This is a genomic window from [Actinomadura] parvosata subsp. kistnae (assembly GCF_900323885.1).
Lineage (GTDB): Bacteria > Actinomycetota > Actinomycetes > Streptosporangiales > Streptosporangiaceae > Nonomuraea > Nonomuraea composti.
In genome coordinates this window covers 2,665,541-2,692,489 of the sequence record NZ_OOHJ01000018.1, presented here as the reverse complement: position 1 = coordinate 2,692,489, position 26,949 = coordinate 2,665,541, and the positions used below count along the sequence as shown (strand labels likewise).

The following is a 26,949-nucleotide window of genomic DNA, read 5'->3' as shown; positions in this document are numbered from 1 at the left end:
CCATAACCAGTGCCGAGGCCCGACGAAGGAGGGCCTCGGCGGCGATCGCCCCGGCCCGTGAGATGGGCACCGAAGTCCGCGATCGTCACGGCCTCAGCCCGGTTGCGACGGGGTTGTCGAGTTCACCGTGGCGCGTCGCGGTCCTACGTGGACTCAGCCTTCTGATCCGCAGCAAGGCCGGAGACGTCCATCACCACCCAGCACCGATAGAAACGCCTGCTCATCAGGGCTTTTTGGCCTCGGAGACTCCAGAGCCGTCCAGGGGTGTTCAAGGGTGTTGTTACAGTAGCGCCGACGTTAGCAAGATCGTTACGGTTCAAAGTGTTGTCGGCCCGAATGGCTACTCTCCAGCACATGGCAGTCCCCGAGATCATCCCCATCGTTTACGAACCCGACTACCACACCGGCACGATCGGCCAGTGGGAAGGCGGCGGCCAGTTCTTCGCACCCGACCACCTCCGCCGCCGCGAACGTGGATTACCGGAGTCTGTCCCGGCGTCCCCCCATCTGGGCTCCCCATTCCCCTCCGACCCGCAATGTCATGTTGTAGTTACGGGAGCTAGCCTACACATGGGGGATTCAACGAGGTCGACAAACTGCGCATGCTTTTCCCGAGAGGGGGTCCAACTTACAACCCCGTCAACCAGGCGAATAACAATGCTGCCAGCACAACAAGCGTTACTGGAGCGTCCCATAGCCGGCCGCTCAGTAAGGTGATCGACTATAAGCGACTCAGTCGAGGCGTGGCAGTTACGGCTCAACTGAGTGCAAGCTATATCGACATCCGTAGAAGCATCACGTATACCTGCCACAATATCAGCCCGTGGATTGCTGAACATGTTGCGGCCATGGGAGAAAATAACGAGTCGCGGTCGAACTGCTTCACATAGCTGTCGGGCAAAATCCCGATTGCTTGACCCCCCCGAGCCACCTCCGTGATGAGGAAAAACTAGAACAGGGGCTGAAATATCTGAAGCAGTTTCCAGAATAGTCCGAAGCCCTCTGTCATCTAAGTCGCCAGGAAGTAGTACGGCGGGAGCACCGTCGAGGCTGACGCGAAGTACCGCCGACATCCCATTGGATGAAATCTGTCCCTGAGGGCGGCGCGCTCGAGATTGTCCACTTATTGCATAGACAATGCCGGGGTGAACAATCTCCACCCCGATGCGATTTGAGCAGAGAGCCGGATTTGCTCCGATATTTAGATTCGTGGACACATTGAGCCGACCAGCTAGAAACTGGTCCTGTGCGATGTACATTAAATCTATGAATAGTTGGCTGATTTTCGTAGGGTCCGGATTTACCCAAAGACTTCCAACCTGCAGGTCAGCATGAGCTAAGAGAGCTGCAGCACCCCGTATATGATCCGCATCTGCATGCGAAAGAACCAAATGTGAAATCTCTCGAGCCTTCGAGAGGTCGAGCTCCTTAATAAGAGTCAATTCCTGTGCTACATCCACTACGAGATGAGCTTCGCCATCATAGACAATAGCGCTATTTCCATGGCCGACATCCAGAATGACTACCCGGAGTTCAGCAGGATCTTCGCTCGGCGATTCACAGGAGCCGGCCTTACTGTTCGATATCACTAACCACACCTCCTAGCCACGAATCGGGGGGAGGTGTAGCTACTTGAAATGATGAAAAATACAAGTCTTCATGAGAAAGGGCATAGATGTTTACTTCGGCCATAAACCTCATACCGACTAGCTCGTCGCACGAAACGTCAACACAGTCTGTGATCAAACTAGTAGAAAGCTCGACCTTCTGCGTAGGGTTCCACGCCGGAATAATAACTTCTGCGATTGGCTCGATCCCGTCCGTGCGCACCTTTGTCACGCGCACCAAAGTTCTATATGAGACCCTATCTGGGGCAGGTCCGAGCTGTTGCTCTCTCTGAGCCGCGAATAGTGCCTCGGTGAGGTCCTCTGGCTCGAAACGCTTGCTGAGAAGGCGAGGGATACCGGCTCGATATCGCCGGATTGACGACGACTCGTCCAGGTTGATGTATCCAGAGATGAGAACTGCTGGAATCTTACGTGAGTTGGATGCAGCAACTACTTGGGCTCCATCGAAATTCACATAGGCGCCACGCGACAAGCGATGATCACAAACCAGACCGCGGGCCTTTTTGGCTACAGCATCGAGGAGCGCGTCAATGTTCGGGTACTGTAACGGTACGATGACTGGTTCGAACTCACAGTCGATAAGCATCTCCGCGGTTCGCTCCGCGTCATCCGCTGAGTCGTCGACGACAGCTACGCGGTCTCCTGGCCCAAGAGGAGCTACCAGCACCGACATACGACTCCTTGGCTACCCCGATGCTCTGAGGCCTCGATTTTAGGCCAACGTGCGCACGCGTGGAATACTGATGTGGAACTCCGCCCCGCCCAGTTCACCTGTACTCTGAGCCCAAACCTTGCCCCTCAGGTCGGCCACGATGTCCCGGACAATCGTAAGACCCAAACCTGTGCCGCCCTCTCTTGTGCTACGACCGGGAAGCCATACTTCTTCAGGCGTGAGCCCGCGGATACCGCCTCCGTTGTCGCTAAAGACAAGATGGACGCTCTCTGGACTTAGAGTGCAACGGATAACGAGCGTACGCGTGTCATTATCGTTACCCGCGCGATTACTTTCATGGGCACGTGACTGCGTACTCACCTCGGTCGCAGAAAACTCAGCTACCGCATTTGCGATTATATTAGCCGTAATTGCCTCTACCGATGCAACCGTTGACTGTATCTTGGCTGGCTCGTCAGGAAATTCCAGGACAACCGAGACCTGTGAGTCGTCAAGATAAGGCTTAAAGGTACGCAGTAGGTCTGCTACAACTGGACCTACTTCTACGATGCCGGGGCGACGCTTGCGATTCTTGAGAAGCATTAGTGGCAGCTCAGCGAAAGTACGAAGGGATCCTGCAGCTCTTTCGATAAGCTGTACTGGTTTCGCGATCGTCCTTGCATAATCTTCACCCAGAGCCCGCTCGCCGCGTCGTTTAACCGCCTTGGCCATCTGCTCGATAGCATCGACTGGACGTAGGGTCTCGTGCGCGAAGACGGCCGTCGTCGTTCCTACCGTGCTGAGAGTGCGATAGAGTTCTAGGTCATGCTCCATGACTTCGAGGCGCTCTTTTATGGCAGCCCGTTCCTCTTGGACGGCCTTGCGAACAAGTTTCTGCGTTTCCCGAGGAGCTAGCTTGATTGCCTCATCAACTGCTTCCTGTGTTTCTTTTATTCGGCTCTTGGATTTCCTCTTTCGTTCTTGATTGGTTTTATCGCGCCACTCGACGCGAACATCTGCAGCCCACTCAAGGACCGATCTGACGAACTCACGAAGCTCTCGGAATGAAAGATTCTCTACGTAGCCGCTGCGGTCAGTTTTTGGCGTTAGATTAGTCTCATCATCCGCAAGGATGATACGTCCAACCGATGTGTACGTCGCAGGACGAAGCTCCGGGTTGGCGGTCCGCAGCGCGTTCATCGAGACCCAGTCATTTCCTGGGTCTCCATAGGGATGCACACGCAAGCCTCGATGAAAAAGATGGAATCCACCGACTTGTTTGAGCCAATTGCTTACTGACTTCTGCAGGCCTGGTATGCGGTGTCCATCTGCGTCGAACGACACCGTTTGTAGGTTGAAAATCCAAAGTTTCAGCTCTGCTTTTGGTGGGGCCATAAACTGTGGCGGCGATACGGCTTTGTGATCGGGATTGTGCCGCATGATTTCGTCTGTGCCGGCCGAGGCTTGAACAGCCCCATGACGATTCGCGAGCGTGGCCGAAATAGTGCCATCTGCACTTAGTGTACCCGTAAGGATATAGTCACATACTTCAAAGAAGCCCTGACGTGCGATCTTCTCCATAGCAGAGAACTCGGGGGATCGAAGTTCCGCTACAAAGTCGACATTTGTATCTGGGAATGGCCCGGTAAGCATTACGAGCGATCTGGCAAGTCGTTCTACGTCCGCGTGGCTCAACTCATGAGTGGTTTTGAGAATCTCGATGGTTGTACCGGGGGACTCGCTAGTACTAACGCGAACTATTGATAGATCGATGTCTTCTACTGCGACTGCCGTCTCAAACAAGTCCCAGTCTATGTTCAGCTGGTACTCAACGCCAGGTTCGGTGCGAGGACGTGTTCTCAAGCGGACTTCGCGGCCGAGCCGAAGTGCCGCAAGCCGCCCAAGTCCCTTTTCGCCAACCTTGCGTCGTCCTTTGGGGGTGAACTCGCTTTCGATCTTGCCTGATCGGCCGAGCAAGAGGAAGCCGTCATTTATATCTCTTGGCGTCATCCCTTCGCCAACATCGCTCACCCTAATTGTTCCGCCAGGCGCTTCGACGTCAATTAGTTCTATTACACATCGCTCAGCATCTGCGTCGTATGCGTTGCGGACCAGCTCTATTATGCCGAGATCGGGATGCGGTACTAGCTCTTCTCCCAGCCGACGCAAAATTTCGGGAGCGAAGCGCATCCGGGCTACGCTGGAATCGCTGTCCATGCAATCTCCGGCAATGTCGAGAGTCTGTCGTTCTTGACACTTCAACCAAGTAGCAGGCTCAATCGTCTACTGATAGTTGCATGCCTTGCAGGGGCAGGTCCAGTAGGGAAGTCTTCGTGAGATGACGTGTTCGAATGCGGGCATCTAGCCACTTGGTGACGGAGGGATGTTCGAGGAGGGATTTCAGCGAGTCGCAGGTGAGACCACTCCCGTCCAACGGCCTCACTACGACAAGGTGATTCTCGACTGCTACCTCGCCAAGGGAGCCGTCAATGATCGATACGGACAGCCTCTCACCGCCGGCGCGGGTTGGCGCCGATGTGCGTCGCAACACCACGAAGGGCGCTTGGTGGAGTCTCCCGGCGAAGCGACGAGTTGGAGCATGAGTCACCGTCGCGCCTACGGGGACATCGTGCACTGTGAGATATGGGACTGTAGGCCCCTCGTCTGCATGCCGATGGGGCACCACGTCTCCGATGGAGATGGTGGCCACGTCTCCTAGCCGAACGGTACCCCCTGGCGTGAGTGACTGGTCCTGCCAGGCCTCTCGAGGGTTCGCCTTGCGCCGCTTTCTTGATCGCACAACCATGTGTGCGATGAACACATCGACATCTGTCCAGATGTCGAATAGGCCAATGGGTTCGATCTTTTTAATATCTGCAAGCTTTTCGATCTCGTCCCGCCAGCGGTTATAGCGACTGCCCGACCGAAGGACATCCGGGAGAATAGCCGCCATACGGGTACCATCGTCAGCCTTTTTTAGCACCTCAAGAGTGAAGGGCGCCGCCTGAGATGTGACGCCTTCACCCCACGATTGCGGGACGGGCAGCAGTGTGCGAGCGAATGGTGGATTCAGCAGGATGAGACGAACGTTGCTGTAGTTACAGTCCTCTGCGATTCCATCGCCTTGCCTAATGTTAGGAAACTCTGGCGCCACCCGCCGCTCGCTGGGTGCCGCCTCAGAAGTGAGCAAAGCAAGTGCCAGTCTCTTCCGAGCAACCTCTGCGAGGACACCTATCTGATCCCAGCCATGGAGGCTACGGGCAGCGTAGTCACACCGCTCTCTGAGGGTCCATGCCTTCGGCAGATGTTGAAGGGCCTCTATCAAGAGATCACCAGCGCCACAGGCGGGGTCCATGATGGGTACTCCTCGCCTTATAAGGTGGCGATACGGTGCCACGAGGCGAGCTCGTAGCTGCGAGCCTGTGAAGAACGTGCTGTGTGATCTCCGGATGCGAACATCCACGGTCTTGCGGAGCCGTTGGTACGCGGCACCATCTAGGTGCGCTGCGATAGACTCCCTCGCGAAGCCACTCAATGATGAGCTGTTGCTGAGTATCGCATGCAGCTCGTCGTTGTAGCTGTTGTACGCTGAGAACGCATCGTTCGAGATCACACAGCGAAGATACAGTGAACTCTGTTACTTGTGAGGGCGGCGCAGTCGTTTCCTCAGTTTCTGTCCTCAGGTAGAGCTGGAACGGCTCTGAGCCTGTGGCGCTGGCCGCGACCGGCCGAAGAGCCGCAGCGCGGCCAGCGACCGCGCAGGACGCCGGAGGCGGCGTGCGCCTTGATGACGTACAGATAAGTTGCTTTCGGATCTTGATGGACCTCTTGGTGGGACTGTGTGACGTGGGCTTATACCTGTTCTGCGTGAGGTTTCGCAGCGGCCCAGACTCGTTCGAAGCTGCCCAGGTAGGTTGCTGCCGCTGCCTGTGGTTCGGTGAGCCGTAGGTGTATGACGGGGGCCTGGGCTGCTGGAGTGCCGTAGGCGTGGGCGTTGATGAGGAGGTCGTCGTCTGCGCGGTAGATGGAGTTGTACAAGACGGTGTCGTGAAGGCGGACTTCCACGGTTCCGACACCGACCAGAGGCTTGTACAGGGTGAGGGCGTTCGCGACGCGTGCTGCCATAACGGTCGGGCCTATGGCCTCGTCAGCTCCGCGGGTTGCTACTTCGGAGGCGTTGGCATCGCCGAGCAGGATGCGGACTTGCACGCCTGCTCGCGCTTGTGTCGCGAGAAGGCGGATGATGCCAGTGTCTTCGGCGAGAAACAGGCCGCTGTAGGTGAGGATGCCGATCTCGCGCGTAGCGGACTGGAAAAGGTGCCGCCAGGTGGCTTGGGGGACGGTCCAGCGGTGCGGATAGATGGCCTGGACCTCGTCAGACATGGCGCGGTGTTGCTGGGCTGCTTCGGGCCACAGGTCGGACTCCCCGACGTGGAGGAGGTCGGCGATGGCCCAGCGGTGGCGGGGGTACGGGATGCGGCCCTTCAGCCATCGGTGCACGGTCTTGGGATCGACGGCCAGGTGTGCGGCGACGTCGATGGGCTGGAGGCGGGCGTTGATGAGCGCGTGGCGCAGGTTGTCGTTCAAGAGGCGCACCTTCCGCGAGGTCAGCCGTTCTGCCTGCGAAACTAACACGAGACGTCCCTAGACGTCCCCGAGTTGTGGTGTAGAGGTTCCAGCGAGCGCGCGAACCTCGTCCTACACATCCGGTAACGGCGAAGGGACAGTCCGCTCATGAACAGCATCAAGGAACAGCAGAACGCCTACGCTGAGCGACTGCTGACAGCACTACGGAACGAGCTCACGAAGCAGGAGATCACGGCGGTGCTCGTGATCGGCGAAGACGGCCGGCCAGGTCTCGATGTCACCGACAGCCGGTTCCGTGCCCGCCGCATCTTCGCCCATCTGGCGTTCTGCTAGTTCTACTGGGGTGACCAAGGTGACGAGCGGGTCAGCTCGCTGCGTCTGCCGGTGGCGGTCGAACGGATCGTCCAGGCCGTGCAGGACGGCTGGAACGAGGGCGAGCAAGGCGAACTCGGCGTGGACCTGAACCGCATCGCCGATGCCTACCGCTCCTGACGGAGGGACCGAGCGATGTCCGACGGGCACGCGTGGTTGACCGGCTGGCGCGTCTATACGCAACTGGCCGATCGGCTCCGGGATCGCATCGTGGCCGGCGAGTACGCGGCGGGCAGTGTGCTGCCCTCGGAGGCGAAGCTGTGCCAGGAGTTCGGCATTGCCCGCAACACCGCGCGCCGCGGACTGGCCATCCTGGAGGACGAGGGGCTGATCGTGACGATCCCCTCCAAGGGACGCGTCATCACGGCAGCAGCCGCGACACCCCATGCCGTCTACCGCTATCAATTGATCGCGGGAGACCTACGCGAGCAGATCCGGCATGGCGAGTTGGCCGCGGGGGCGGCGTTGCCGAGCGAATTGAGCCTTCGGCGGCGGTATGGGGCCTCGCGTAACACCGTCCGGCAGGCGCTCGGGCTGCTGGAGCGTGAAGGATTAGTAGTGGCCGAGCACGGTCGGGGCCGGTTCGTGCGGAGCTGAGACGTCCTGGGACGTCCTGGCGTGTTCCCTGGATCGGCTTCGGCCTCGCATGCCTATCGTGAACAGCGTGGGACAAGCTGAATGGGCTCATGACCTCGCCAAAGAACTGCTGGAGACGACACTGCCCCGGCGCTGGGCGCACACCCAAGGGGTAGCCGCTCGCGCCGTGTCACTGGCATCCATCCTTGGCGACGAGGCCGACACCCTGACCGCCGCCGCCTACCTGCACGACATCGGGTACGCGCCCGAACTGGTCGTGACGGGCTTCCACCCGCTCGACGGGGCCCGTTACCTGCGCGACGTCCACCAGGCCGACGACACTCTCTGCCGCTTGGTGGCTCACCACTCCTGCGCCGTCAACGAGGCGCTCGAACGCTCCCTGTTCAACGAACTCACCACGGAGTTCGACGAGGAACGCCCGGAACTGGTCCAAGCCCTGACCTACTGCGACATGACCACCGGCCCCGACGGCAGCCACCTCACCGCCGATGACCGGCTGGCGGAGATCCACTCTCGCTATGGTCCCGAACACCTGGTCAGTCGCTCTATCACCGCTTCGACCCCATGCATCCTGTCAGCGGTGAGGGCGGTCGAGGCGGCGCTAGATCGCTGATGTGAATTTGGTTAGTGGTCATAGGCGGTCAGTGACCGTTTCACCGGTGCGTCAGTGTTCCAGTTGTGCCAGATTGCGGCGTTGAGGGCGAGGACGCGTTGGCTGATGCGTGCCCAGAGGCCGTCTGGATGGCGGGCGTTGTGACGTTCGAGGCCGAGCTGGTTCTTCAGCGTCCAGATGATCGCCTCGATGCGCTGGCGCAGCCAGCCGGGAAACGGCAGGGTGCGTGCAGGCTCGTCTTCGCGGGCCGGCCGGATCAGGAGGTGGCCCAGATCGGCGGCGGCCTTCTCGATGCCGGCTCCGGCGAATCCCTTGTCGCACACGATCGGGCATGGACCGCCGGCTATCTGGTGGACGTGCAGCAGGTGCAGGGCCTGCTTGCGTTCGTCGAGCTCTTTGGGGTGGGCCAGGCTGAAGCCGGTCACCGCGCCGTCAGCGGTAGTGATCAGCATCAGCTTGGCACCCCAGTAGAAGGCGTGGTGGGACTTGTCCATGCCGTATCCGGCGATCTCACCCAGGTGCGATCTGTTGACCGTCACCCGCGAGGCGCCGCAGCGGATCGGGGTGCCGTCCATCAGTCGCAAAGGCTCGTGCCAGGTGGGGACCTGGCGTGCCAGCCACAACGCCGCCGCCGACATAGCCGGCCCCAGCGCACGCAGTTGCCGGTTGTACTGCGACTGGGACGGCAGTCTGGGGAACAGATGCCCGATCCGGCCGGCCGCCATCCGCATCCAGCGGCGTTCGTCGTCACACCGCAGCAGCACTTGCGCCACTGCCACGACCACCGCCTCGGCCGGGGTCAGCACCGGCGGCCGGCCCCGCCCGCGAGGCCGGCCCTGCGAAGGCATCACGTGATCGTCCAGATGCACGTAGAGTGCGGTTAGAAGGGCGTCCAAGTCAGTCTTCACACACCGACCATGGACGTCCTTCGTCATGCCTGCAGCCGATCACCAATTTTCACATCAGCGATCTAGCCGATGTACGGCAAGGCGGTACCGGCTAGATAGTGCTCGATCCTCATCCGCATTGAGCGGTCCATCTGCAAGGACGTGACCTGCTCGCGAGATAGCCAGCGGACCTCGCGGGACTCGTCGCTCGGCGTCGGCTCACCGCTGATGGCCTGGCCCGTCAGGACGATCGAGAATTCCTGGCGGGCTTCGCCGTTGGAGGTATAGAGGATCACGTGCCGGGGGTCGCTGTAGGTGCCGACCAGGCCGGTGATCTCGCAGACAATTCCCGTTTCTTCGAGGGTCTCACGTACGGCGGCTTGCGGGATGGACTCGCCCAGGTCGATGGCGCCGCCGGGGACGGCCCAGTTGTCGTTGTCGGTGCGGCGGATCATCAGCAGCTCGCCGGCCGGGTTGGTGACGATGACGTTCACGGATGGCACCAGACTGTTGGGGGCTGGGGCGCTCGGGTCGTTGTAGTAGTCGATCCGCTTGGTCATGGGCACGACTCTAGGGGCCTGGCTCCGTCCCAGACACGTTCGAAGCTGGTGGCGTACGTGGTGACCATGTCCCCACCTACCACCTTGCGGAGGTGAAAGACGGGGGCGTTGCCAGCCGGGACGCCGTACACGTGGGTGTTGACGAGGAACTGGTCGTCGGCGCGGTAGATCGAGTTGTACAGAACTGTGGAGTGCATCCGAAACTCGACGTTGGCGCACTCTCGTAGCGATCGGTACAGGACGAGGACGTTGCGGATCTTGAAGGCCATGCCGTCGTCGATGCCCTCGTCCTTGCCGCGTTGGGCCACTTCGGCGCAGTCGGGGTCGCCGAGCAGGATGCGGACGCGTACGCCTGCGTCGGCCTTCTCGCCGAACATGCGCAGCATCCCGGCGTCGTCGGCGAGGAAAAGCCCGCTGTAGACAAGCACCCCAATCTCTTCCGACGCTGCGGAGAAGAGTCGTCCCCATACGTCCCTGGGGACGGCCCAGCGGTGCGGGTAGACGGTGACGATCTCGCTCTCCGAGGCTGAGGCGACCTGGTCGCGGGTGAGCGCCTCGGGCCAGAGGTAGGTTTCCTCGGTTTCGAGGTATGAAGCCACCGCAAAGCGGTGCTTTCGGTATGGCGCGCGGGACTTGGTTACCCACCGTTCGACGGTTTTGGGGTCGACCGCTATGGCCTCCGCTAGCTCGGCGATGCTCACGCCGCGCTGCAACAGGGCCGCTCGCAACCTTTCGTTCGCCATGTCACCTGCTCAGGAGGACGTCCGGGGACCTGCACATCGTAGGACGGACGTCTTGAACATGTCCCGTCGTGTAGTGATCTCGTCCTGACTCTCCGTCGCAATCTTGGTGTCACAAGGCAACACCGGAGCGACCGAAGGGAGAGGTGATCACATGACTGAGCAGATCTACCCCGAGCCCACCTGCGAGTGCAGTGCCGGACTGGACGAGGGCCAGACCCGATGCCGCAAATGCCGGGCCCGGGATCGCTGGATCAAGAAGCAGGTGGCCAAGCGCCGGGAGGGCATGCGGCGGGACGAGACCCGCCGTCCTCCGCGCGGCCCGCGTCGCATCGCCATGGCAGGTGTGACGTGGACGTGATCGCCCTCATCATCGCCGGACTGATCGGCGTCACCCTGCTGGTCGGCTACATCGCGGTCCTGGTCGGCATCCGCCGCGAGGACAAGGCACTGAACCTGCGGCGTCGCCCGGACGGAGCCTCGGCGTCGCTGGCTCGGAAGGTTACCGGCTGCTACGTCCGGGACGGCGTGACGTGGACGTAGCCAACTGCTCTTCGACCTTCGCCAGCCGTACCGACAGGTCCCGCACGGTGGCGCGCAGCTCGGCCAGGTCGGCCTGCTCGTCGCCGGCGGGGCGCTCCTCGGCATCGCGGACGAAGACGCCCTTGCCCTGCTGGCCGATCACGAGGCCTTCGTTGCGCAGAATGCCGACGGCCATCTTCACCACGCTCAGCGAGGCGTCGTACTGCTCGGCGAGTTGGGCGGTGGACGGGAGCAGGGTTCCGGGCGCGAGGGAGCCGCCGCGGATCTGCGTACGGAGATCGTCAGCGATCTGGAGGTAGCCGGGGCGCCCGGTGTTCTGAACCATCGCCACCCCATCACATCACGAAACGCCGACCAAGCCAACCGAGAACACATTGACAACCAAGCCAACTAGGTTAACTATGTTGGTGAACGACGGAAGAGGAGGTCACAGCCCATGCGTACTGTCCCGATCCCTGTGGATGTCAGCAAGCTCGCCATCACCTGCGTCAAGGGCCCGCGCCCGCGGGTGCTCAACAAGGACACCGGCGAGATCAAGACCGACAAGAACGGCAACACCGTCTACGAGGTCACCGTCTCCGTCGAAGACGAGTTCGGCCGCATCGAACTCGTCAAGATCGGCATCACCGGCGAACCGCCCATCACCGTCGGCGACCAGGTCAATGCCGTCGGCCTGCTCGGCTACGTCTGGGAAATCGCCGGCCGATGGGGCATCGCCTACCGCGCCAACGCCCTGCTCCCGATCAAGGAGACGGGCGATGCGTGACGCGCTGCAGGTGCTCGCAGTCCTGGCCGCCGTCGCGGCGGGGCTGTGGGCCTGGCGCCGCTACCACTACCCGTCCTTCTGGCTCGCGCTCGGCTTCCCAATCGTCGCCCTGTCAGTACGCACCTCGTGGCGGCGGGTCGCCCTCGGCTGCGGCCTGACCAAGAAACGGCAGCGCTTCTGGTTCACCACCGTGCCCGGCCTCGTCGCCTCCACCGGCATCGTCCGCGTCAAGCGCAAGTGGCAGCGCATCGCCGTGGACACCAAACCGTTCATGTGGCTGCCGCTGCCGACCCGGCACGGCTGGCGCGTCACCCTGCACACCCTGGAAGGCCAGACACCCGGCGACTACACCGTCGCCGCCGAACGCCTCGCCCACTCCTGGGGCGTACACGCCATCCGCGTCTCCTCACCTGGCCCCGGCCGCGTCGTCCTCATGGCCACCATGCGCGACCCGCTGGTCAAGGTCGACGAACTCCCGGCCTCACCCGAGCTGCTCAAGGTGACCGTGGGACGGCTGGAGACCGGCAAACCCTGGCTCATCGACTTCCGCACCGTGCCCCACTGGATCAACGCGGGAGCCACCCAGTCCGGCAAATCCAACCTGGCCAACGCGCTCATCGTAGGCCTCGCACCGCAACCGGTCGCCCTGGTCGGCTTCGACCTCAAGGGCGGCGTGGAGTTCACCCCGTACGCACCTCGGCTGTCGGCGCTGGCCACCTGCCGCGCCGAGTCCGTCGGCCTCCTAGATGACCTGGTCGCCCTGATGATCGACCGGATGGGGCTATGCCGCCAGGCCGGCGCCCGCAACATCTGGCAGCTCCCACCCGGCGTCCGCCCGGTCCCCGTCGTGGTCCTGGTCGACGAGCTGGCCGAGCTGTATCTGATGGCCGACAAGTCGGAGAAGGACGAGATCGCCAAGACGTCCACGGCGCTCCTGCGGGTCGCCCAGCTCGGGCGCGCGTTCGGCATCTACCTGTTCTGCTGCGGCCAGCGCATCGGCTCCGACCTCGGCCCCGGCGTCACCGCCCTCCGTGCCCAGTGCTCCGGCCGCATCTGCCACCGCGTCAACGACCCCGAGACCGCCACCATGACCCTCGGCGACCTCGACCCCGCCGCCCTAGCCTCGGCCCGCGCCATCGCCGCCGAAACACCCGGCGTCGCCATCGTCGCCTCACAAGACGGCCAGTGGTACCGCGCCCGCTCCTTCTACGTCACCGAGCAAGCCGCCGAACACGCCGCCCGCACCCACGCTCACCTCGCCCCGCCCTGGGACGAGATCACCGCCCACCTACCTCAGCCCATCAACGCCTGAACCACGAAGGGAGGAACGATGCGACGCTTCGCCTGCCGACTGCTCGACACTGGCCCGGTCCTCATCCTGGCCGCCATCGCGGGTGCCGGATCGTTCACCCACATCCGCGACACCGCCAGCCAGCACGGCCAGGCCGGCTGGATGTCCTGGGCCATCGCCGTCTGCATCGACCTGACCTGCGTCATGGCCGCCCGCGAACGCCAACGCGACAAGAAGACCGGCCGCACCCAGCGCGGCCCGCTCTCCTGGCCCGTGCTCGTCCTGACCGGCGGCATCATCCTGTCCCTGGCCGCCAACCTCGCCCAAGCCGACCCGACCATCTGGGGCTGGATCACCGCCGCCACCCCGGCCAGCGCCTTCCTCATCGCCGTCTCGATGCTCGAACGCCGCGCCACCCGCCTTGAACCGTCCGCACCCGAACTCGCGCCGGTCCTGACCTCGACCCCGGTCCCTGAACTCATCCCGACCCAAGCCCCGGACGAGCAGGGCGACGCTCTCGCACCCGCGCTCGTCGACTACGCCCAACGGGTCGCCGACGAACACCACGCCCGGCACGGCAAGCCCATCACCGATGACGCCCTCCGCACCCGCCTGGGCGTCTCCAGCCAACTCGCCACCGACCTGCTGCGCACCCTGCGCACCGCCTGAAGGGAGAACCCCAGCTCATGACGTACGACCACCGCACCGCCCTCATCAACGGCCTGCTCGACCTGGCCGCCTTCCTCGAAGCCCATCCCGACGTGCCCGTCTCCTCCAGCGTCACCGTCCACCACTTCCCCGACCAGACCAGCGACGCCGACCAGCGCGCCGAGATCGACCAGATCGCCGCCCTCGTCGGCTCACAGATCGACTACGAGAACTCCCCCTACGGCCACTACGCCACCTCGCGTCTGTTCGGCCCGGTGGAATACCGCGCCGTCGCCATCCTGGCCGCCGCCCGCGCCCGCCACGACGCCGAAACCAGCTACCGCGGCTGCATCCAAACCGACCCCGCCCCCACCACCTGACCAGGAGAGAACCCGACCATGCGCATCCGCATCGACGGCACCCGAGCCGAAATCGTCGACGCCCTGTTCCGCCTGCGCCTGTACTTCACCGTCATCGGCGTCTCACGCGCCTACCCGGACCGCGCCCGCCCTCACCACTGGCGCATCTACCTCACCACTGCCCGCAACAGGCAGAAGTGACCGAAATGGACGAGGTGATCCATTACCGCTGCTGCACCTGCAACGGCTCCGGCCTCGACCCGGACAACGCCCGCTGCCGCGACTGTGACGGCACCGGCATCGACAACCACGGCGCCTAACGCGCAGCGCCCCCGGCCTGGCCGCACATCCGCCAAGACGACTGCCAGGTCGAGGGCCATCCCTTCACCCGAACGAGCGAAAGGAGGACACCATCTTGCCCACAACCCACGCCACCGCGCACGCCAAAGCGGGCATGATTGCCCGACTCAACCATCCCGACTACGACCGGTGGGCCAACCAGATCAAGCAGACCGGCGGCTGCCGTCAGCCCATCCACCTACGCGGCAGAGTCGACCACTACGACCAGGCGACCGGCAGGCTCCTGCACCGCTACACCACCCGCACCGAACCCGACGGCATCCTGCGCGTCCCGTGCAAGACCCGCCGCGCCTCCCGCTGCCCGGCCTGCGCCGAGACCTACCGTGCCGACACCTACCACCTCATCCGCGCCGGCCTCATCGGCGGCAAGGGCGTCCCAGAGACCGTCACCACTCATCCAACTCTGTTCGTCACCCTCACCGCGCCGAGCTTCGGAACGGTTCACGCGCGACGTGAGAAGAACGGCAAGGTCCAGCCCTGCCACGCCCGCCGCAACGCCGCTACCTGCCCGCACGGCCGCGCCATGTCCTGCACCGAACGACACAGCAAAGACGACCCGCGCCTCAGCGAACCGCTCTGCCCCGACTGCTACGACTACACCGGCTCCGTCCTGTTCAACGCGCTCGCCCCACTGCTGTGGAAGCGCTTCGCCGACTCCGTACGCCGCCACCTCGCCAAAATCGGTGGCCTATTCCTCAAAGACCTCCGCCACCACCTCACCCTCTCCTTCGCCAAGGTCGCCGAATACCAGCGCCGCGGCGTCGTCCACTTCCACGCCGTCATCCGCCTCGACGGCCCCGGCGGCCCCGAAGCACCCCCACCACCCTGGGCCACCGCCGAGACTCTGACCCACGCCATCCAGCACGCCACCAAGGCCGTTTCAGCCAAGGCTCCCGCCTACGCCGACCAACCCGAACGAGCCCTGCGGTGGGGCGACCAACTCGACATCCGCCCGATAGCCCTGGACGGCGACCTCACCGACGAAACCGTCGCCGGCTACATCGCCAAGTACGCCACCAAAGCCGCCGAATGCGTCGGCACCCTCGACCGCCGCATCAACCCCCTCGACAACCTTGACGCCTACAACCTGCGCGACCACGCCCGCCGCCTCATCTCCACCTGCCTGCACCTCGGCGCCGAACCCAGCCTGGCCGAACTCCGCCTCGCCGACTGGGCCCACATGCTCGGCTTCCGCGGCCACTTCTCCACCCGCTCCCGCCACTACTCCACCACCCTTGGCGAACTCCGAGCGGATCGCCAACAGCACGTACGAGACAACGAGATCACCACCGGCCGCCTGCCACTCTTCGACGAGGACACCGTCCTCGTCATCAGCGAATGGACCTACGCGGGCAAGGGCTACAGCCTCGGCGACCAACTCCTCGCCGCCGCCATCACCGGAACCCCGCTCGGAGACCCACATGCCCTCTGAGCTGCTCACCGTCTCGCAGGCCATGGCGGCGCTACAGGTCAGTCGCTGGACCATCTACAACCTCATCCGCTCCGGCGAACTCGGCTCCATCGTCGTCGGCGTCCGCTGTCGCCGGATCCCCGCAACCGCGCTGAACGACTACATCACCCGACTCTGCGAGGAGGCCGCCTGATGCCCACCAAGACCGCGCTCGCCTCCCCGGAGGAGCGCAAGCGCCCGCGCAAGAATGGACGCACTCGCGCCAACAACGAGGGCTCAATCTTCCCGTAGCAAGAACGGCTGGGCAGGCTATGTCTGGGTCACCACGCCGGAGGGCAAGAAGACCCGCAAGTGGGCGTACGGCAAGACCCGTGAGGAGACCCACGAGAAGTGGCTCAAGCTTCACGAGTTGGCCCGCAAGGGACCCGTGGTCACCAAGTCGCCGAAGCTCTCGGACTACCTGGCGTACTGGCTCACGAACGTCGTGGAACCCAACCTCGCGCCCAAGACGGTGGCGAACTACGAGATGTTCTCCCGGCTCTACATCACGCCAGCGCTCGGCTCCAAGCGGCTCGACAAGCTGACCGTTCGGGACGTCCAAGCCTGGCTGAACAAGCTGCGCCGATCCTGCCTCTGCTGCGACCAGGGCAAGGACGCCGCCCGGCCCGAGCATCACAGCAACCCGAAGCGGCGTCGGCACTGCTGTGCCGTCGGCACGTGCTGCCGGTCGCTGCCCTCGGAGTGGACGGTTCATGACGCCTACATGACGCTGCGGGCCGCGCTGAGCAACGCAGTGCGGGAGGAGACGTTGGCCCGCAACGTCGCAGCCAACGTCAAGATGTCGGTCCCTCGCAAGCGCAAGGTCAAACCCTGGTCCGTTGAGGAGGCGCGGACCTTCTTGGAGTCGGCTCGTAAGAACGAGGACGCGATGTACCCGGCTTACGTCCTGGTGCTCGTTCTCGGGCTGCGCCTGGGTGAGACGCTCGGGCTGCGCTGGGAAGACGTCGATCTCGACCAGGCCGAGATGACGATCGGCTGGCAACTCCAGCGCGTCGGGGGCAAGCTGCTGCACCGCCAGACGAAGACCGACGCGTCCGATGCCACTCTGCCCTTCCCTGAGATCGTCACAGCGGCTCTCCGTGCCCGTCAACGAGTGCGCGACACCGCCCGGGAAGCGGCTGGAGACGACTGGCAGGACACCGGGCTCGTCTTCACCACCGCCAGTGGCCGGCCGATCGAACCGTCCAACTTCCGCCGCAGCTTCGCGAACGCCTGCGCCAAGGCCGGAGTGCGCAAGGTCCACGTCCACGCGACCCGTAAGACCTGCGCGTCCTTGCTCGTCGCCCTCGACGTCCACCCAAGGGTCGCCATGCAGATCCTTCGCCACTCACAGATTGCGGTGACCATGAACATCTACAGCGAAGTGTCCTCGGAGGAGACCCGCAAGGCCCTCGGGAAACTCGCTGATCATTTGGATTCATAACCCATGTCGTGGCGCCCAAGCTAGGGCGCCACGACATCAACCGAGGATCGTGTGAAGGAGTCCAACTACAAGGAGAGCTGTGCCAACGCCAGCTGCTAGGTTCGCGGTTGCGGTGCCCAGCCATACGCCAGCGATGGAGCTGACGAAAAGGATGACGGCCCAACGGAGCGGCAGTGGTGATGGACCTCCGCGTGGGGGTTCATCACTGGGCTCCTCGGAGCGTCGTACTAGAATCACGATCGAGTGTCCTTCCTTACCTGATGGGTTGGGGCATGAGAGCGGCTCCCTGTTGCTGCAGGGGGCCGTTCGCTTTCGCTGCAGGCCAGAGCTCTCATTCGCTGCATCTGTTGGATCCCTCAGGTCCGTGTGGACCTCGTTACAGGGGAAGCCGCCACTGAGCACGCAGATCAGCGGGAGGCCTCCACCACGGAGATCCCAGAATTGAGTCTATTTCTACCACTTTGATCACTTGCGCATCAAGAGAACCAACTTGCAATCGAGAGGAACTATAAAGAGGCATTTGCAAGTAAAATGTTCACGTTGCGCGCCCTAGGGCCGGCGCTTTGGCGGCCCGGCAGAGGATGACGACAGGGGAACCGCCACGGTCTGCATGTCCCGCCATGCATGGTTTCTCGCCCGCAGCCACGGCTTCCATGGTCGGCATCTCTACGACCAGAGTCGATCAGTGAGGCACGGAGAAGACAGAAGCGCTTGGGCTGTTTGACTGCGGCTGCGCCTGTAGCTGTACTTTGCAGCTGTACAAGATCGAAAAGGCCACTTCCCGATCATAGGAAGTGGCCTTCGACGTGGGGTGGAGCCTAGGAGATTCGAACTCCTGACTTCCTGCTTGCAAAGCAGGCGCTCTGCCAACTGAGCTAAGGCCCCTTCGACGAAGATAGCTTACCGGGCGGAGGAAGCTACCTGCGTCGTACCAAGGTCGTCGCTCAGGATCAAGTTCGGGAAGTCGGCGATCGAGTCGAGGATGTGGGTGGCGCCGCCCTTCAGGAGGCGTTCTCGGCTGTGTACGCCTGTCATGACGCCGGCCACGATCGAAGCCCCCGCTCGTTTGCCGCAGAGCATGTCGCTCTCCGAGTCTCCTATGACGGCCACCTGGCGTACGTCCTGGATTCCGAGCCGGAGTACGGCGTGGAGGACCATGTCGGGCCAGGGGCGGCCGCGGCCGCCGGCGTCTTCTGGGGAGATGGCAAGGTCGATCTTGTCGTGCCAGCCCAGGACGCTGAGGACGCGGCTCAGAGTGGTGCGGCTGAAGCCGGTGATCAGGGCGAGCTTGATGCCGGTGCCGCGGAGCTTGTCGAGGACCTCCAGGACTCCGGGCACGGGGACGAGACCCGCCCGCTCCAGCGCTCCCTCGTAGGAGCGTTCGAACGTCAGGTTCGCCGCCTGGGCCTGGGCCTCGTTGCCGGGGAAGATCCCACGGAAGACATCGATCTTGGGGCATCCCCGGGACCGGTGCACGTGAACCATGGCACGCGCGTACGCTCCGGTCCCGGGCACTATGCCCTGGGTCGCGATCGCCTCGGCGAAGGCGCGCTCGACCATGGCGATGTCACCGACTGTGGTGCCTGCCAGGTCCAGGCACGCCAGCTTGATGGGGACGACGTCACTCATCGCCTCGCCGGTCGGTTAGTTCTCGCTACCGGTCGCCTCGGTCCAGAGATCGAGCTCTGCGCGGTCGGCCTGCACCTTACGCCAGATCAGCAACCCCCCAAGGGCGATCAGCGCCAGAACGAGCAGCTTCTTCACGGTGTGACCCCACTTCTTCGACGGTCTCACCTGCCGGGGTGAGACCCAACGGTTGACAAGCAGCCTAGCAAGGTATGGCTGCGGTCCCTGTGTTGTGCTCTGACCAGATGGGCCCAATGGGTGGCCCATCTGGGACAACAGCTCGATCATGCCAAATATCCAGCCTGGATGCGCACCCTGATCGGTCCCGGTTCGGGTTCCGGTCTCGGTTCCGGTTCCGGCCTCGGTTCGGGTTCGGGGTCCGGTTCGGGGTTCGGGTTCCGGTCTCGGTTCCGGTTCCGGCCTCGGTTCGGGTTCGGGGTCCGGTTCGGGGTTCGGGTTCCGGTCTTGGTTCCGGTTCCGGCCTCGGTTCGGGTTCGGGTTCGGGGTCGGGGTCGGGGTCGTGGTCCGGGTTCCTGTGACGTCGCGCCTCCACCTGGCGTCGTACCTCTCCCTCCTTGATTTCACGTCCTGGAGCCTGCGGTGTCGTGCCGCTGGACGTGATCCGCCTATGGCTCAGGCGCGAGAGGTGCGAGGCGCGATGGGGGGAAGAGGGGACGATTCAGGCGGTTCGGGAGGGCTTGGCAGATCCGGCGCACGTCGCACTTGACATACCTCTGGGGGGTATATTAACTTCTCGATCGTTCGAAGGTACCCCCTGGGGGTATGAGGGACAGGGCCGGGCAAAGTGATGAAGGACACGTCGCCGGGCGGGCCTCGTCCGTATCCCCCAAGAGGGGCTGAAGACAGTGACGACGTACGAGGAGACAGCGATGAGCACCGCCACCTACACCGTGAAGGGCATGACCTGCGGCCACTGCGTGAGCTCGGTCAAGGAGGAGGTCAGCGGGGTCGCCGGCGTCACCGGCGTCGAGGTGGATCTGGCGTCCGGCCTGCTGACCGTGGACAGTGACGGCCCCGTCGACCCGGCGAAGATCACCGCCGCCGTCGAAGAGGCCGGTTATGAAGTGGCGAACCCATGAACACCGCGATGAAGCTCGGCTCGTACGCCCTGGGCCTGGCCGTCGTCTTCGGCGGCGGACTGGGCGTGGGCAAGGTGGTGGCCCCCGAAGCGAGGACCAGCCCTCATGCCACCCGACCCGAGCAGCAACAGCATCAGCAGCACCAGGCGGCGGACACCGCCGCAGATACCCCTGGGGGGCTCCAAGTGTCGCAGGACGGCTACACACTCAACCCGATCACCTCGATCACGACCGGCGTCCCGACCGACTTCAGGTTCACGGTGATCGGCCCCCACGGCAAGCCGGTCACCGACTACAAGGTCGAGCACGACAAGAAGCTGCACTTCATCGTCGTCTCCCGCGACCTGACGAGCTTCCAGCACCTCCACCCCGAGCTGGCCCCCGACGGCACCTGGTCGGTGCAGCTGTCGCTGCCGAAGGCGGGCCCGTACCGGGCGTTCGCCGACTTCGCCCCGGCGGGCGGGGAGAAGCTGACGCTCGGCGCGGACCTTCAGGCCGCGGGTGACTACCGGCCGGAGCCGCTGCCCCACGTCAGCCGTACGGCGATCGTCGGCGACTACACGGTGAACCTGGCCGGCGACCTGGTCGCGGGCCGGTCGAGCAAGCTCACGCTGACGGTCAGCAAGAATGGGGAGCCGGTCACCGACCTGGAGCCCTACCTTGGGGCGTACGGTCATCTGGTGGCGCTGCGCGCGGGGGATCTGGCGTACCTGCACGTGCACCCGGAGGAGAGCGAGCAGGCGGGGCCCGAGATCACCTTCTACGCGGAGGCTCCCAGCCGCGGCGACTTCCGCCTGTTCCTCGACTTCAAGCACGAGGGCAAGGTCCGTACGGCGAGCTTCACCGCCACGGCCACCCTGTCGGACGGGCACGCCCCCTCCGCGACCCACGATCACAGCCACTGAGAAAGAGCCCACTGAAGAAAGGAGAGGTGATGTCTTCTCTGGGCGGAGCCACCCAGGACAGAGCTGTCGAACTCACGATCGGCGGCATGACGTGCGCGTCCTGCGCGAACCGCATCGAGCGCAAGCTGAACAAGCTGGACGGCGTGACCGCCACGGTCAACTACGCGACGGAGAAGGCGAAGGTCACCTTTCCCGAAGGCGTCGAGCCGCAGCAGTTGATCGCCGAGGTGGAGAAGGCCGGTTACACGGCCGAGCTGCCCGTGCCGGAGGCGCCTCCCACGGAGCCTGAGGACGAGCTGCAGCCGCTGCGCAACCGCCTGATCACCTCCGTGGTGCTGGCCGTGCCGGTGATCGCGATGGCGATGATCCCGGCGTTGCAGTTCACCAACTGGCAGTGGCTGTCGCTGACGCTGGCTGCCCCCGTGGTGGTCTATGCCGGCTGGCCGTTCCACAAGGCCGCGTGGACCAACCTGCGGCACGGCGCGGCCACGATGGACACGCTGATCTCGATCGGCACCCTGGCCGCGCTGGGCTGGTCGCTGTGGGCGTTGTTCTTCGGCACCGCGGGCACGCCCGGCATGACGCACCCGTTCGCCTTCACCATCGAGCGCACCGACGGCTCCGGCAACATCTACCTGGAGGCCGCCGCTGGGGTGACGGCGTTCATCCTGGCCGGCCGCTACTTCGAGGCCCGCTCCAAGCGGCGGGCGGGGGCGGCCCTGCGCGCCCTGCTGGAGCTGGGTGCCAAGGACGTGGAGCTGGCCGACGGCCGCCGCATCCCCACGGAGCAGCTCAAGACCGGTGACCGGTTCATCGTCCGGCCCGGCGAGAAGATCGCCACCGACGGCGTAATCGAAGAGGGCACCTCAGCGGTGGACGCCTCGATGCTGACCGGCGAATCGGTGCCGGTCGAGGTGCGGCCGGGCGATGCGGTCACCGGCGCCACCGTCAACGCTGGCGGCCGGTTGATCGTGCGGGCCACCCGGGTCGGCGCGGACACCCAGCTCGCCCAGATGGCCAGGCTGGTGGAGGACGCGCAGACCGGCAAGGCGCAGGTGCAACGCCTGGCCGACCGCATCTCGGGCATCTTCGTGCCGATCGTGATCGCTCTCGCGCTGGGCACGCTCGGGTTCTGGCTGGGCACCGGGGACGGGGCGGGGGCGGCGTTCACGGCGGCGGTGGCGGTGCTGATCATCGCGTGCCCGTGCGCGCTGGGTCTGGCCACGCCGACCGCGTTGCTGGTGGGCACCGGCCGGGGCGCGCAGCTGGGCATCCTGATCAAGGGGCCGGAGGTGCTGGAGTCGACCCGCCGGATCGACACGGTGGTGCTGGACAAGACCGGCACCGTCACCGAGGGCAGGATGAACCTGACCGGCGTGCACGTGGCCGAGGGGGAGAGCGAGGAAGAGGTGCTGCGCCTGGCCGGCGCGCTGGAGCACGCCTCCGAGCACCCGATCGCGCAGGCGATCGCCCGCCAGGCCCGCTCCGAGGCGACCGTGGAGGACTTCACGAACGTCGAGGGGCTGGGCGTGCAGGGCATCGTGGACGGGCACGCGGTCCTGGTCGGCCGCCCCCGCCTGCTGGAGGAGTGGTCCCAGCACCTCCCGGCGAACCTGGCGGACGCGCTGGCCGCCGAACAGGCGAAAGGCCGCACCGCCGTGGCGGTCGGCTGGGACGGCAAGGCGCGCGCGGTGCTGGTGGTGGCCGATGTGGTCAAGCCGACCAGCAGGGAAGCCATCACCCAGCTGAAAGCGCTGGGCCTGACCCCGGTGCTGCTGACCGGCGACAACGAGGCCGTGGCCAGGACCGTCGCCCAAGAGGTGGGCATCGATGAGGTGATCGCCGAGGTGCTGCCCGCCGACAAGGTGGACGTGGTCAAGAAGCTGCAGGCCGACGGCAAGGTGGTGGCGATGGTGGGCGACGGCGTCAACGACGCCGCCGCGCTGGCCCAGGCGGACCTGGGCCTGGCCATGGGCACCGGCACCGACGCCGCCATCGAGGCGAGCGACCTGACCCTGGTCCGCGGCGATCTGCGGGTGGCCGCGGACGCGATCAGGCTGTCCCGCCGCACGCTATCGACCATCAAGGGCAACTTGTTCTGGGCGTTCGCCTACAACGTGGCCGCCCTGCCACTCGCGGCCCTGGGCCTGCTCAACCCGATGATCGCGGGCGCGGCCATGGCGTTCTCCAGCGTGTTCGTGGTCACCAACAGCCTCCGGCTGCGCCGCTTCACGTGAAACAGAGGTAAGACGGGCCCACCTGACGGCCGGTGCCATCGCGGCGCCGGCCGTCACGAACATGGCGCCCACGACCAGCCAGCCCAGCGTCCCGCCGCCGAGGACGAGCGCGGTGAGCACGACCGGCCCGAGCATCCTGGCCACGGCCACGCCGGTGCCGAAGAACGCCTGGTACTGGCCCTGCCGGTCGTCGGGCGCGAGGGTGAAGCCGATCTCCCAGGACCCGGAGGCCAGCAGCATCTCCCCTGCCACCTGCAAGGCCGCCGCCACCAGCAGGAACCACCACCCGTACGGGCTGAGGGCGAACACCGCGCAGGCGAGGAGGAGCAGCAGCCCGGCCTGCCGCACCGCCGCCGAGGCGTCCCGGAGGCCCTTGACGCGCCTGGCCACCCGCACCTGGAAGAGCACCACGCCGCCGGTGTTGACCAGCAGCAGGACGGAGACCACCCACGTGGGCGCGTCGGTGCGCGCGGCCACCCAGAGCGGCACGACCACGCTCAGCAGCGGCATGTAGAACAGCATCACGGCGTTGATGAGCGTGACGAGCGCGTAGGGCCGGTCGCGCAGCACGGCCAGCCGGGGGCCGGCGGGTGCGGGCGCGGGGCGTACGGCAGGCAGCCTCAGCAGCAGGGCGGCGGCGCTGAGGAAGGTCAGCGCGTCGAGCACGAACACCGCGAGGTAGCCCTCCCGCGTGCCGACGGCCAGGGCGAGCCCGCCCAGCGCGGCGCCGGCGGCCAGCCCGCCGTTCAGGGTGGCCTGGAGCACCGCCCGGACGCGGGTGCGCTCGGCGGGCGGGATCAGGGCGGCGAGCAGGGCCTGCCGGGCGGCGGACAGGCCGGTCTGCGCGGTGCCGTACAGGCAGGCCACCAGGGCGAAGGCGGCGAACGAGCGGGCGAACAGGAACCCGCTGACGGCCACGGCGGTGGCGACGGCGAGCAGCACCGCGACGCCGCGCGGGCCGCGCCGGTCGGCCAGGTGGCCGAGCGGGACGCCGGCGACCGAGCCGACGGCCCAGCCCATGGTGAGGCCGAGGCCGATCTCGGTGGCCGACAGGCCGACGATGCCGGCGAAGTAGAACGCGGAGGTGACGAGATAGACGCCGTCTCCGATGGAGCTGACGAGCTGCGCATGGGCCAGGATCCGCCGGGTTCTCATGCCGTACCTCCGCGATAAGCAGATAAGAGCAAATTTCATGACATGCGGGTGGAGACGCCCATCCGGTTCCAGGCGTTGATCGTCGCCACGGCCACCACCAGCGCGGCCAGCTCCTCCTGGGTGAAGCAGGCGGCGGCCGCCTCCCAGATCTCGTCGGTGACGTCGTGGGTGGACAGCCGGGTGGCGGCCTCGGTGAACGCCAGCGCGGCCCGCTCGCGTTCGTCGAAGCAGGGCGCCTCGCGCCAGACGGCGACGGCGTGCAGGCGGGCGTCGCTCTCCCCGGCGGCCTTGGCGTCGGAGCTGTGCGTGTTCACGCAGTACACGCAGCCGTTGATCTGGCTGGCGCGCAGCCGGATCAGCTCCAGCAGCGGCTTGGGCAGGGTGCTGCGCGCGACGAACGCGTCCAGCCCCGCCATGGCCTGGTACGCCGGTCCGGCCAGCGCTCCGAGCTTCATTCGTTCGGTCATGCCCCCATCTTCGTCCCGGACTTGTCCCGAGATAAGCTCCAATTTCCGGCAAGATGATTGGGCCAAGATGGACCTCCACCTCAGCCTCGACGGCCGCCGTGACCTGGCCGCACAGGTCTACCGGCAGCTCCTCGACGCCGTCCTCGACGGCCGCCTCAGGTCGGGCGAGCGCCTGCCGCCGACCAGGGAGCTGGCCCGCAGCCTCGGCATCTCCAGGAACACGGTCGCCCTCGCCTACGACCGCCTGGTCGCCGACGGCTTCCTCGTCGGGCGGGCGGGCGCGGGCACGTTCGTGTCGGGGGAGCAGGTCAGGGGGCGGGCCGCGCCGAAGGGCGTCGTCCGGCCTCGCCAGGTGTGGCGGGACCTGCGGCCGGCCAAGGGGATGACCCCCGCCCGGTACGACTTCCGCGTCGGCATCCCCGACGCCCGCCTGTTCCCCATGGAGACGTGGCGCCGGTTGGTGGTCCGCGAGCTGCGGGTCGGCGTGGCGGGCTACGGCGACCCGGCCGGGCACGAGCCGCTGCGCGAGGCCATCTCAAGGCACATCGGCCTGAGCCGCTCGGTCCGCGCGGGCGCGGGCGACGTGCTGATCACGAACGGCGCCCAGCAGGCCCTCGACCTCATCGGCCGGGTGCTGATCGAGCCGGGCACCGTCGTGGCCGTCGAGGAGCCCGGCTATCCCCCGGCCCGGCTGCTGTTCCGCTCGCTCGGCGCCCGGGTCGCGGGCGTGCCGGTCGACGCCGAGGGCATCGACGTCCGGGCCATCCCCAACGCGGCCCGCGTCGTGTACGTGACGCCGTCGCACCAGTTCCCGCTGGGCACGCCCATGTCGCTGGCCCGCCGCGCCGCCCTGCTGGCCTGGGCCGAGCGGCGCAGCGCCGTGGTCATCGAGGACGACTACGACAGCGAGTTCCGCTTCGGCGAGCGCCCTCTGGAGCCGCTGCAGAGCCTCGACCGGGCCGGCCGGGTCATCTACGTCGGCTCGTTCTCCAAGACGCTGCTGCCCATGCTCAGGATGGGCTTCCTGGTCGCGCCCGCCTCGCTGGCGCCGGCGCTGACCGCCGCCCGGCACCTGTCCGACTGGCACGGCGAGGTGCCGACGCAGGCGGCGCTGGCCCGTTTCATCGACGAGGGCCTGCTGGCCAGGCACATCAGGAAGGCCACCCGCGAGTACGCCGCCCGGCACGCGCTGATCGCCGAGGCCCTGGCCGCCGACGAGCGGGTGCGGCTGGTGCCGTCCACGGCGGGCCTGCACCTGTGCGCGCTCGGCGCGTCGGTACGCCCTACGCCGGGGCTCGCGGTGGAGCCGCTGGAGGCGTATTGCGGGCAGAGCCCGCCGCTGCGCGGCCTGGTGCTGGGGTACGGCGCGATCGGCAGGGACGCGATCCCGGAGGGCCTGCGCCTGCTCCGGTCACGGATGTCGGCGGGTCCAGAACCGGCGGCCGCGCTCCCCTGACAGCTCCGGCTCGTCGGGCGGCGTCGGCTGCTGCACGATCACCACGGTCGTGCGGGCGTGCCGCGCGCAGTACATGCTGGTCGAGGGCAGGAAGATGCGGCTGAGCAGCCCGCGCCGCCCGCGCCCGAGCACGAGCAGGTCACCCTCCCTCGCCAGATCCACGAGGTGATAGCCGGGATCGCCGACCCGGCCCACCACGAACGTCCGCAGGTCGTCGGGCACCCCGCCCGCGACGTCCTCGAACACGCTCGTGATCACCTCGGTGCAGCGCGCCTCCTCGCCCGCCCTGACCGCGTGCTGCACGGGCAGCGCCTCGGGGAAGGGGTGGACGGGCGCGCGGCTGACGTGCACGGCCACGAGAGCCATCCGGTGCAGCCTGGCCGCGCCGATGGCCCAGGCCAGCGCCCAGCGCGCGGCCGGAGACTCGTCCACCCCGACGATCAGCCGCGCACCGCCGGGCAGTTCCTGTTCCACGGTGCCTCCTGTCGAAGTACGACCATAGTGCG

General features: G+C 65.5%; 30 protein-coding genes, 1 tRNA gene and 1 pseudogene. 17 read left to right on the top strand and 15 right to left on the bottom strand.

Translation table 11 applies throughout. From position 1 onward, the window contains the following. Positions 1-539 precede the first annotated feature (539 nt). From KIS93_RS69155 to KIS93_RS32430, 5 genes are all read right to left on the bottom strand, one after another. Positions 540-1,589, bottom strand: coding sequence for an MBL fold metallo-hydrolase (locus tag KIS93_RS69155; RefSeq protein WP_186404539.1), 1,050 nt, complete (start codon positions 1,587-1,589; stop codon positions 540-542). After that, complete coding sequence (locus KIS93_RS32445) at positions 1,573-2,301, bottom strand: DNA-binding transcriptional response regulator (protein WP_155128823.1); 729 nt, start codon at positions 2,299-2,301, stop codon at positions 1,573-1,575. Before KIS93_RS32445 ends, KIS93_RS69155 begins: the two co-directional genes overlap by 17 nt. Before the next feature lie 39 nt (positions 2,302-2,340). Next, the gene (locus KIS93_RS32440) at positions 2,341-4,497 is read right to left on the bottom strand and encodes an ATP-binding protein (protein ID WP_155128825.1); all 2,157 of its coding nucleotides are present in this window, start codon (positions 4,495-4,497) and stop codon (positions 2,341-2,343) included. Positions 4,498-4,555: 58 nt separating this feature from the next. Then, positions 4,556-5,893, bottom strand: coding sequence for a DNA methyltransferase family protein (locus tag KIS93_RS32435; RefSeq protein ID WP_155128827.1), 1,338 nt, complete (start codon positions 5,891-5,893; stop codon positions 4,556-4,558). A gap of 239 nt (positions 5,894-6,132) precedes the next feature. Continuing rightward, a complete protein-coding gene (locus KIS93_RS32430) occupies positions 6,133-6,876 on the bottom strand; it encodes a phospholipase D-like domain-containing protein (protein WP_329607774.1) in 744 nt (247 codons plus the stop codon). Between the two features lie 138 nt (positions 6,877-7,014). On the opposite strand from KIS93_RS32430, the gene KIS93_RS32425 reads away from it, so the two are divergent. From KIS93_RS32425 to KIS93_RS32415, 3 genes are all read left to right on the top strand, one after another. Beyond that, positions 7,015-7,200: a hypothetical protein gene (locus KIS93_RS32425; protein WP_080044081.1), complete on the top strand. Its 186-nt coding sequence runs from the start codon at positions 7,015-7,017 to the stop codon at positions 7,198-7,200. A 174-nt stretch (positions 7,201-7,374) separates the two neighbouring features. Next, complete coding sequence (locus KIS93_RS32420) at positions 7,375-7,836, top strand: GntR family transcriptional regulator (RefSeq protein WP_080044082.1); 462 nt, start codon at positions 7,375-7,377, stop codon at positions 7,834-7,836. Positions 7,837-7,903: 67 nt separating this feature from the next. Continuing rightward, entirely contained in the window at positions 7,904-8,449 is a 546-nt protein-coding gene (locus KIS93_RS32415) for an HD domain-containing protein (RefSeq protein ID WP_329607657.1), read from the top strand. An 11-nt stretch (positions 8,450-8,460) separates the two neighbouring features. Here the strand turns inward: KIS93_RS32415 and KIS93_RS32410 are convergent, their stop codons facing one another. From KIS93_RS32410 to KIS93_RS32400, 3 genes are all read right to left on the bottom strand, one after another. After that, on the bottom strand, positions 8,461-9,357 hold the full coding sequence (locus KIS93_RS32410) for a transposase (protein WP_080038125.1): 897 nt from the start codon (positions 9,355-9,357) through the stop codon (positions 8,461-8,463). A gap of 62 nt (positions 9,358-9,419) precedes the next feature. Continuing rightward, a complete protein-coding gene (locus tag KIS93_RS32405; RefSeq protein WP_080044083.1) occupies positions 9,420-9,896 on the bottom strand; it encodes an NUDIX hydrolase in 477 nt (158 codons plus the stop codon). Then, the gene (locus KIS93_RS32400; protein ID WP_080044084.1) at positions 9,893-10,639 is read right to left on the bottom strand and encodes a helix-turn-helix domain-containing protein; all 747 of its coding nucleotides are present in this window, start codon (positions 10,637-10,639) and stop codon (positions 9,893-9,895) included. Before KIS93_RS32400 ends, KIS93_RS32405 begins: the two co-directional genes overlap by 4 nt. 151 nt (positions 10,640-10,790) lie before the next feature. Here KIS93_RS32400 and KIS93_RS32395 point away from each other — a divergent pair, with 151 nt between their 5' ends. Both KIS93_RS32395 and KIS93_RS32390 read left to right on the top strand, forming a co-directional pair. Beyond that, on the top strand, positions 10,791-10,997 hold the full coding sequence (locus KIS93_RS32395; RefSeq protein WP_080044085.1) for a hypothetical protein: 207 nt from the start codon (positions 10,791-10,793) through the stop codon (positions 10,995-10,997). After that, the gene (locus tag KIS93_RS32390) at positions 10,988-11,179 is read left to right on the top strand and encodes a hypothetical protein (RefSeq protein WP_080044086.1); all 192 of its coding nucleotides are present in this window, start codon (positions 10,988-10,990) and stop codon (positions 11,177-11,179) included. Before KIS93_RS32395 ends, KIS93_RS32390 begins: the two co-directional genes overlap by 10 nt. On the opposite strand, the gene KIS93_RS32385 is transcribed toward KIS93_RS32390, so the two are convergent. Further along, complete coding sequence (locus KIS93_RS32385; RefSeq protein ID WP_080044087.1) at positions 11,139-11,504, bottom strand: GntR family transcriptional regulator; 366 nt, start codon at positions 11,502-11,504, stop codon at positions 11,139-11,141. The genes KIS93_RS32390 and KIS93_RS32385 overlap by 41 nt on opposite strands. Before the next feature lie 111 nt (positions 11,505-11,615). Between KIS93_RS32385 and KIS93_RS32380 the strand changes: the two genes are divergently transcribed. The 8 genes from KIS93_RS32380 to KIS93_RS32345 all read left to right on the top strand — a co-directional run bounded on the left by KIS93_RS32380 (position 11,616) and on the right by KIS93_RS32345 (position 17,497). Further along, complete coding sequence (locus tag KIS93_RS32380) at positions 11,616-11,945, top strand: SCO3933 family regulatory protein (RefSeq protein WP_186404537.1); 330 nt, start codon at positions 11,616-11,618, stop codon at positions 11,943-11,945. Continuing rightward, on the top strand, positions 11,938-13,257 hold the full coding sequence (locus tag KIS93_RS32375; RefSeq protein WP_080044089.1) for an FtsK/SpoIIIE domain-containing protein: 1,320 nt from the start codon (positions 11,938-11,940) through the stop codon (positions 13,255-13,257). The genes KIS93_RS32380 and KIS93_RS32375 overlap by 8 nt, the downstream gene beginning before the upstream one ends. 18 nt (positions 13,258-13,275) lie before the next feature. Further along, positions 13,276-13,905 carry a DUF2637 domain-containing protein gene (locus KIS93_RS32370; protein ID WP_080044090.1) on the top strand — a complete coding sequence of 210 codons (630 nt, stop codon included), beginning with the start codon at positions 13,276-13,278 and terminating at the stop codon, positions 13,903-13,905. 17 nt (positions 13,906-13,922) lie between these two features. Continuing rightward, positions 13,923-14,264 carry a hypothetical protein gene (locus KIS93_RS32365; protein ID WP_080044091.1) on the top strand — a complete coding sequence of 114 codons (342 nt, stop codon included), beginning with the start codon at positions 13,923-13,925 and terminating at the stop codon, positions 14,262-14,264. An 18-nt stretch (positions 14,265-14,282) separates the two neighbouring features. After that, positions 14,283-14,444, top strand: coding sequence for a hypothetical protein (locus tag KIS93_RS32360; protein ID WP_155128829.1), 162 nt, complete (start codon positions 14,283-14,285; stop codon positions 14,442-14,444). Positions 14,445-14,658: 214 nt separating this feature from the next. After that, positions 14,659-16,035: a replication initiator gene (locus KIS93_RS32355; protein ID WP_329607658.1), complete on the top strand. Its 1,377-nt coding sequence runs from the start codon at positions 14,659-14,661 to the stop codon at positions 16,033-16,035. Next, entirely contained in the window at positions 16,025-16,207 is a 183-nt protein-coding gene (locus KIS93_RS32350) for a helix-turn-helix domain-containing protein (protein WP_080044092.1), read from the top strand. The genes KIS93_RS32355 and KIS93_RS32350 overlap by 11 nt, the downstream gene beginning before the upstream one ends. Positions 16,208-16,261: 54 nt before the next feature. Further along, positions 16,262-17,497, top strand: coding sequence for a site-specific integrase (locus KIS93_RS32345; RefSeq protein WP_222107680.1), 1,236 nt, complete (start codon positions 16,262-16,264; stop codon positions 17,495-17,497). Positions 17,498-18,309: 812 nt separating this feature from the next. On the opposite strand, the gene KIS93_RS32340 is transcribed toward KIS93_RS32345, so the two are convergent. The 3 genes from KIS93_RS32340 to KIS93_RS63670 all read right to left on the bottom strand — a co-directional run bounded on the left by KIS93_RS32340 (position 18,310) and on the right by KIS93_RS63670 (position 19,261). Continuing rightward, positions 18,310-18,382 (bottom strand) — tRNA-Ala (locus tag KIS93_RS32340). Positions 18,383-18,397: 15 nt separating this feature from the next. Next, a complete protein-coding gene (locus tag KIS93_RS32335) occupies positions 18,398-19,126 on the bottom strand; it encodes an HAD-IA family hydrolase (protein WP_080044093.1) in 729 nt (242 codons plus the stop codon). Positions 19,127-19,141: 15 nt separating this feature from the next. Beyond that, entirely contained in the window at positions 19,142-19,261 is a 120-nt protein-coding gene (locus tag KIS93_RS63670; protein WP_020542320.1) for a DLW-39 family protein, read from the bottom strand. A 752-nt stretch (positions 19,262-20,013) separates the two neighbouring features. Between KIS93_RS63670 and KIS93_RS32330 the strand changes: the two genes are divergently transcribed. The 3 genes from KIS93_RS32330 to KIS93_RS32320 are packed head-to-tail and all read left to right on the top strand — an operon-like array spanning position 20,014 to position 23,365. Next, positions 20,014-20,223, top strand: a complete 210-nt coding sequence (locus KIS93_RS32330; protein WP_080044094.1) for a heavy-metal-associated domain-containing protein — start codon at positions 20,014-20,016, stop codon at positions 20,221-20,223. After that, positions 20,220-21,128, top strand: a complete 909-nt coding sequence (locus KIS93_RS32325; protein WP_080044095.1) for a hypothetical protein — start codon at positions 20,220-20,222, stop codon at positions 21,126-21,128. Before KIS93_RS32330 ends, KIS93_RS32325 begins: the two co-directional genes overlap by 4 nt. Positions 21,129-21,157: 29 nt before the next feature. Continuing rightward, complete coding sequence (locus KIS93_RS32320) at positions 21,158-23,365, top strand: heavy metal translocating P-type ATPase (RefSeq protein ID WP_080044096.1); 2,208 nt, start codon at positions 21,158-21,160, stop codon at positions 23,363-23,365. Between the two features lie 135 nt (positions 23,366-23,500). Here KIS93_RS32320 and KIS93_RS32315 read toward each other — a convergent pair. After that, positions 23,501-24,520: pseudogene (locus KIS93_RS32315) on the bottom strand (MFS transporter); the annotation flags it as partial. Positions 24,521-24,555: 35 nt separating this feature from the next. Further along, positions 24,556-24,987, bottom strand: a complete 432-nt coding sequence (locus KIS93_RS32310) for a carboxymuconolactone decarboxylase family protein (RefSeq protein WP_080044097.1) — start codon at positions 24,985-24,987, stop codon at positions 24,556-24,558. Positions 24,988-25,054: 67 nt separating this feature from the next. Here KIS93_RS32310 and pdxR point away from each other — a divergent pair, with 67 nt between their 5' ends. Continuing rightward, complete coding sequence (gene pdxR, locus KIS93_RS32305; protein WP_080044098.1) at positions 25,055-26,443, top strand: MocR-like pyridoxine biosynthesis transcription factor PdxR; 1,389 nt, start codon at positions 25,055-25,057, stop codon at positions 26,441-26,443. On the opposite strand, the gene KIS93_RS32300 is transcribed toward pdxR, so the two are convergent. After that, positions 26,399-26,917 (bottom strand): universal stress protein, encoded by a 519-nt coding sequence (locus KIS93_RS32300; protein WP_155128831.1) that lies wholly within the window; start codon positions 26,915-26,917, stop codon positions 26,399-26,401. The genes pdxR and KIS93_RS32300 overlap by 45 nt on opposite strands. Between the last annotated feature and the right edge of the window lie 32 nt (positions 26,918-26,949).

Bases quoted from the DNA above. Each gene is read 5' to 3' on its own strand.
- KIS93_RS32445 (WP_155128823.1), bottom strand. From the start codon at position 2,301: ATGTCGGTGCTGGTAGCTCCTCTTGGGCCAGGAGACCGCGTAGCTGTC.
- KIS93_RS32440 (WP_155128825.1), bottom strand. From the start codon at position 4,497: ATGGACAGCGATTCCAGCGTAGCCCGGATGCGCTTCGCTCCCGAAATT.
- KIS93_RS32425 (WP_080044081.1), top strand. From the start codon at position 7,015: ATGAACAGCATCAAGGAACAGCAGAACGCCTACGCTGAGCGACTGCTG.
- KIS93_RS32420 (WP_080044082.1), top strand. From the start codon at position 7,375: ATGTCCGACGGGCACGCGTGGTTGACCGGCTGGCGCGTCTATACGCAA.
- KIS93_RS32405 (WP_080044083.1), bottom strand. From the start codon at position 9,896: ATGACCAAGCGGATCGACTACTACAACGACCCGAGCGCCCCAGCCCCC.
- KIS93_RS32400 (WP_080044084.1), bottom strand. From the start codon at position 10,639: ATGGCGAACGAAAGGTTGCGAGCGGCCCTGTTGCAGCGCGGCGTGAGC.
- KIS93_RS32395 (WP_080044085.1), top strand. From the start codon at position 10,791: ATGACTGAGCAGATCTACCCCGAGCCCACCTGCGAGTGCAGTGCCGGA.
- KIS93_RS32385 (WP_080044087.1), bottom strand. From the start codon at position 11,504: ATGGTTCAGAACACCGGGCGCCCCGGCTACCTCCAGATCGCTGACGAT.
- KIS93_RS32380 (WP_186404537.1), top strand. From the start codon at position 11,616: ATGCGTACTGTCCCGATCCCTGTGGATGTCAGCAAGCTCGCCATCACC.
- KIS93_RS32375 (WP_080044089.1), top strand. From the start codon at position 11,938: ATGCGTGACGCGCTGCAGGTGCTCGCAGTCCTGGCCGCCGTCGCGGCG.
- KIS93_RS32370 (WP_080044090.1), top strand. From the start codon at position 13,276: ATGCGACGCTTCGCCTGCCGACTGCTCGACACTGGCCCGGTCCTCATC.
- KIS93_RS32365 (WP_080044091.1), top strand. From the start codon at position 13,923: ATGACGTACGACCACCGCACCGCCCTCATCAACGGCCTGCTCGACCTG.
- KIS93_RS32360 (WP_155128829.1), top strand. From the start codon at position 14,283: ATGCGCATCCGCATCGACGGCACCCGAGCCGAAATCGTCGACGCCCTG.
- KIS93_RS32350 (WP_080044092.1), top strand. From the start codon at position 16,025: ATGCCCTCTGAGCTGCTCACCGTCTCGCAGGCCATGGCGGCGCTACAG.
- KIS93_RS32345 (WP_222107680.1), top strand. From the start codon at position 16,262: ATGGACGCACTCGCGCCAACAACGAGGGCTCAATCTTCCCGTAGCAAG.
- KIS93_RS32335 (WP_080044093.1), bottom strand. From the start codon at position 19,126: ATGAGTGACGTCGTCCCCATCAAGCTGGCGTGCCTGGACCTGGCAGGC.
- KIS93_RS32330 (WP_080044094.1), top strand. From the start codon at position 20,014: ATGAGCACCGCCACCTACACCGTGAAGGGCATGACCTGCGGCCACTGC.
- KIS93_RS32325 (WP_080044095.1), top strand. From the start codon at position 20,220: ATGAACACCGCGATGAAGCTCGGCTCGTACGCCCTGGGCCTGGCCGTC.
- KIS93_RS32320 (WP_080044096.1), top strand. From the start codon at position 21,158: ATGTCTTCTCTGGGCGGAGCCACCCAGGACAGAGCTGTCGAACTCACG.
- KIS93_RS32310 (WP_080044097.1), bottom strand. From the start codon at position 24,987: ATGACCGAACGAATGAAGCTCGGAGCGCTGGCCGGACCGGCGTACCAG.
- pdxR (WP_080044098.1), top strand. From the start codon at position 25,055: ATGGACCTCCACCTCAGCCTCGACGGCCGCCGTGACCTGGCCGCACAG.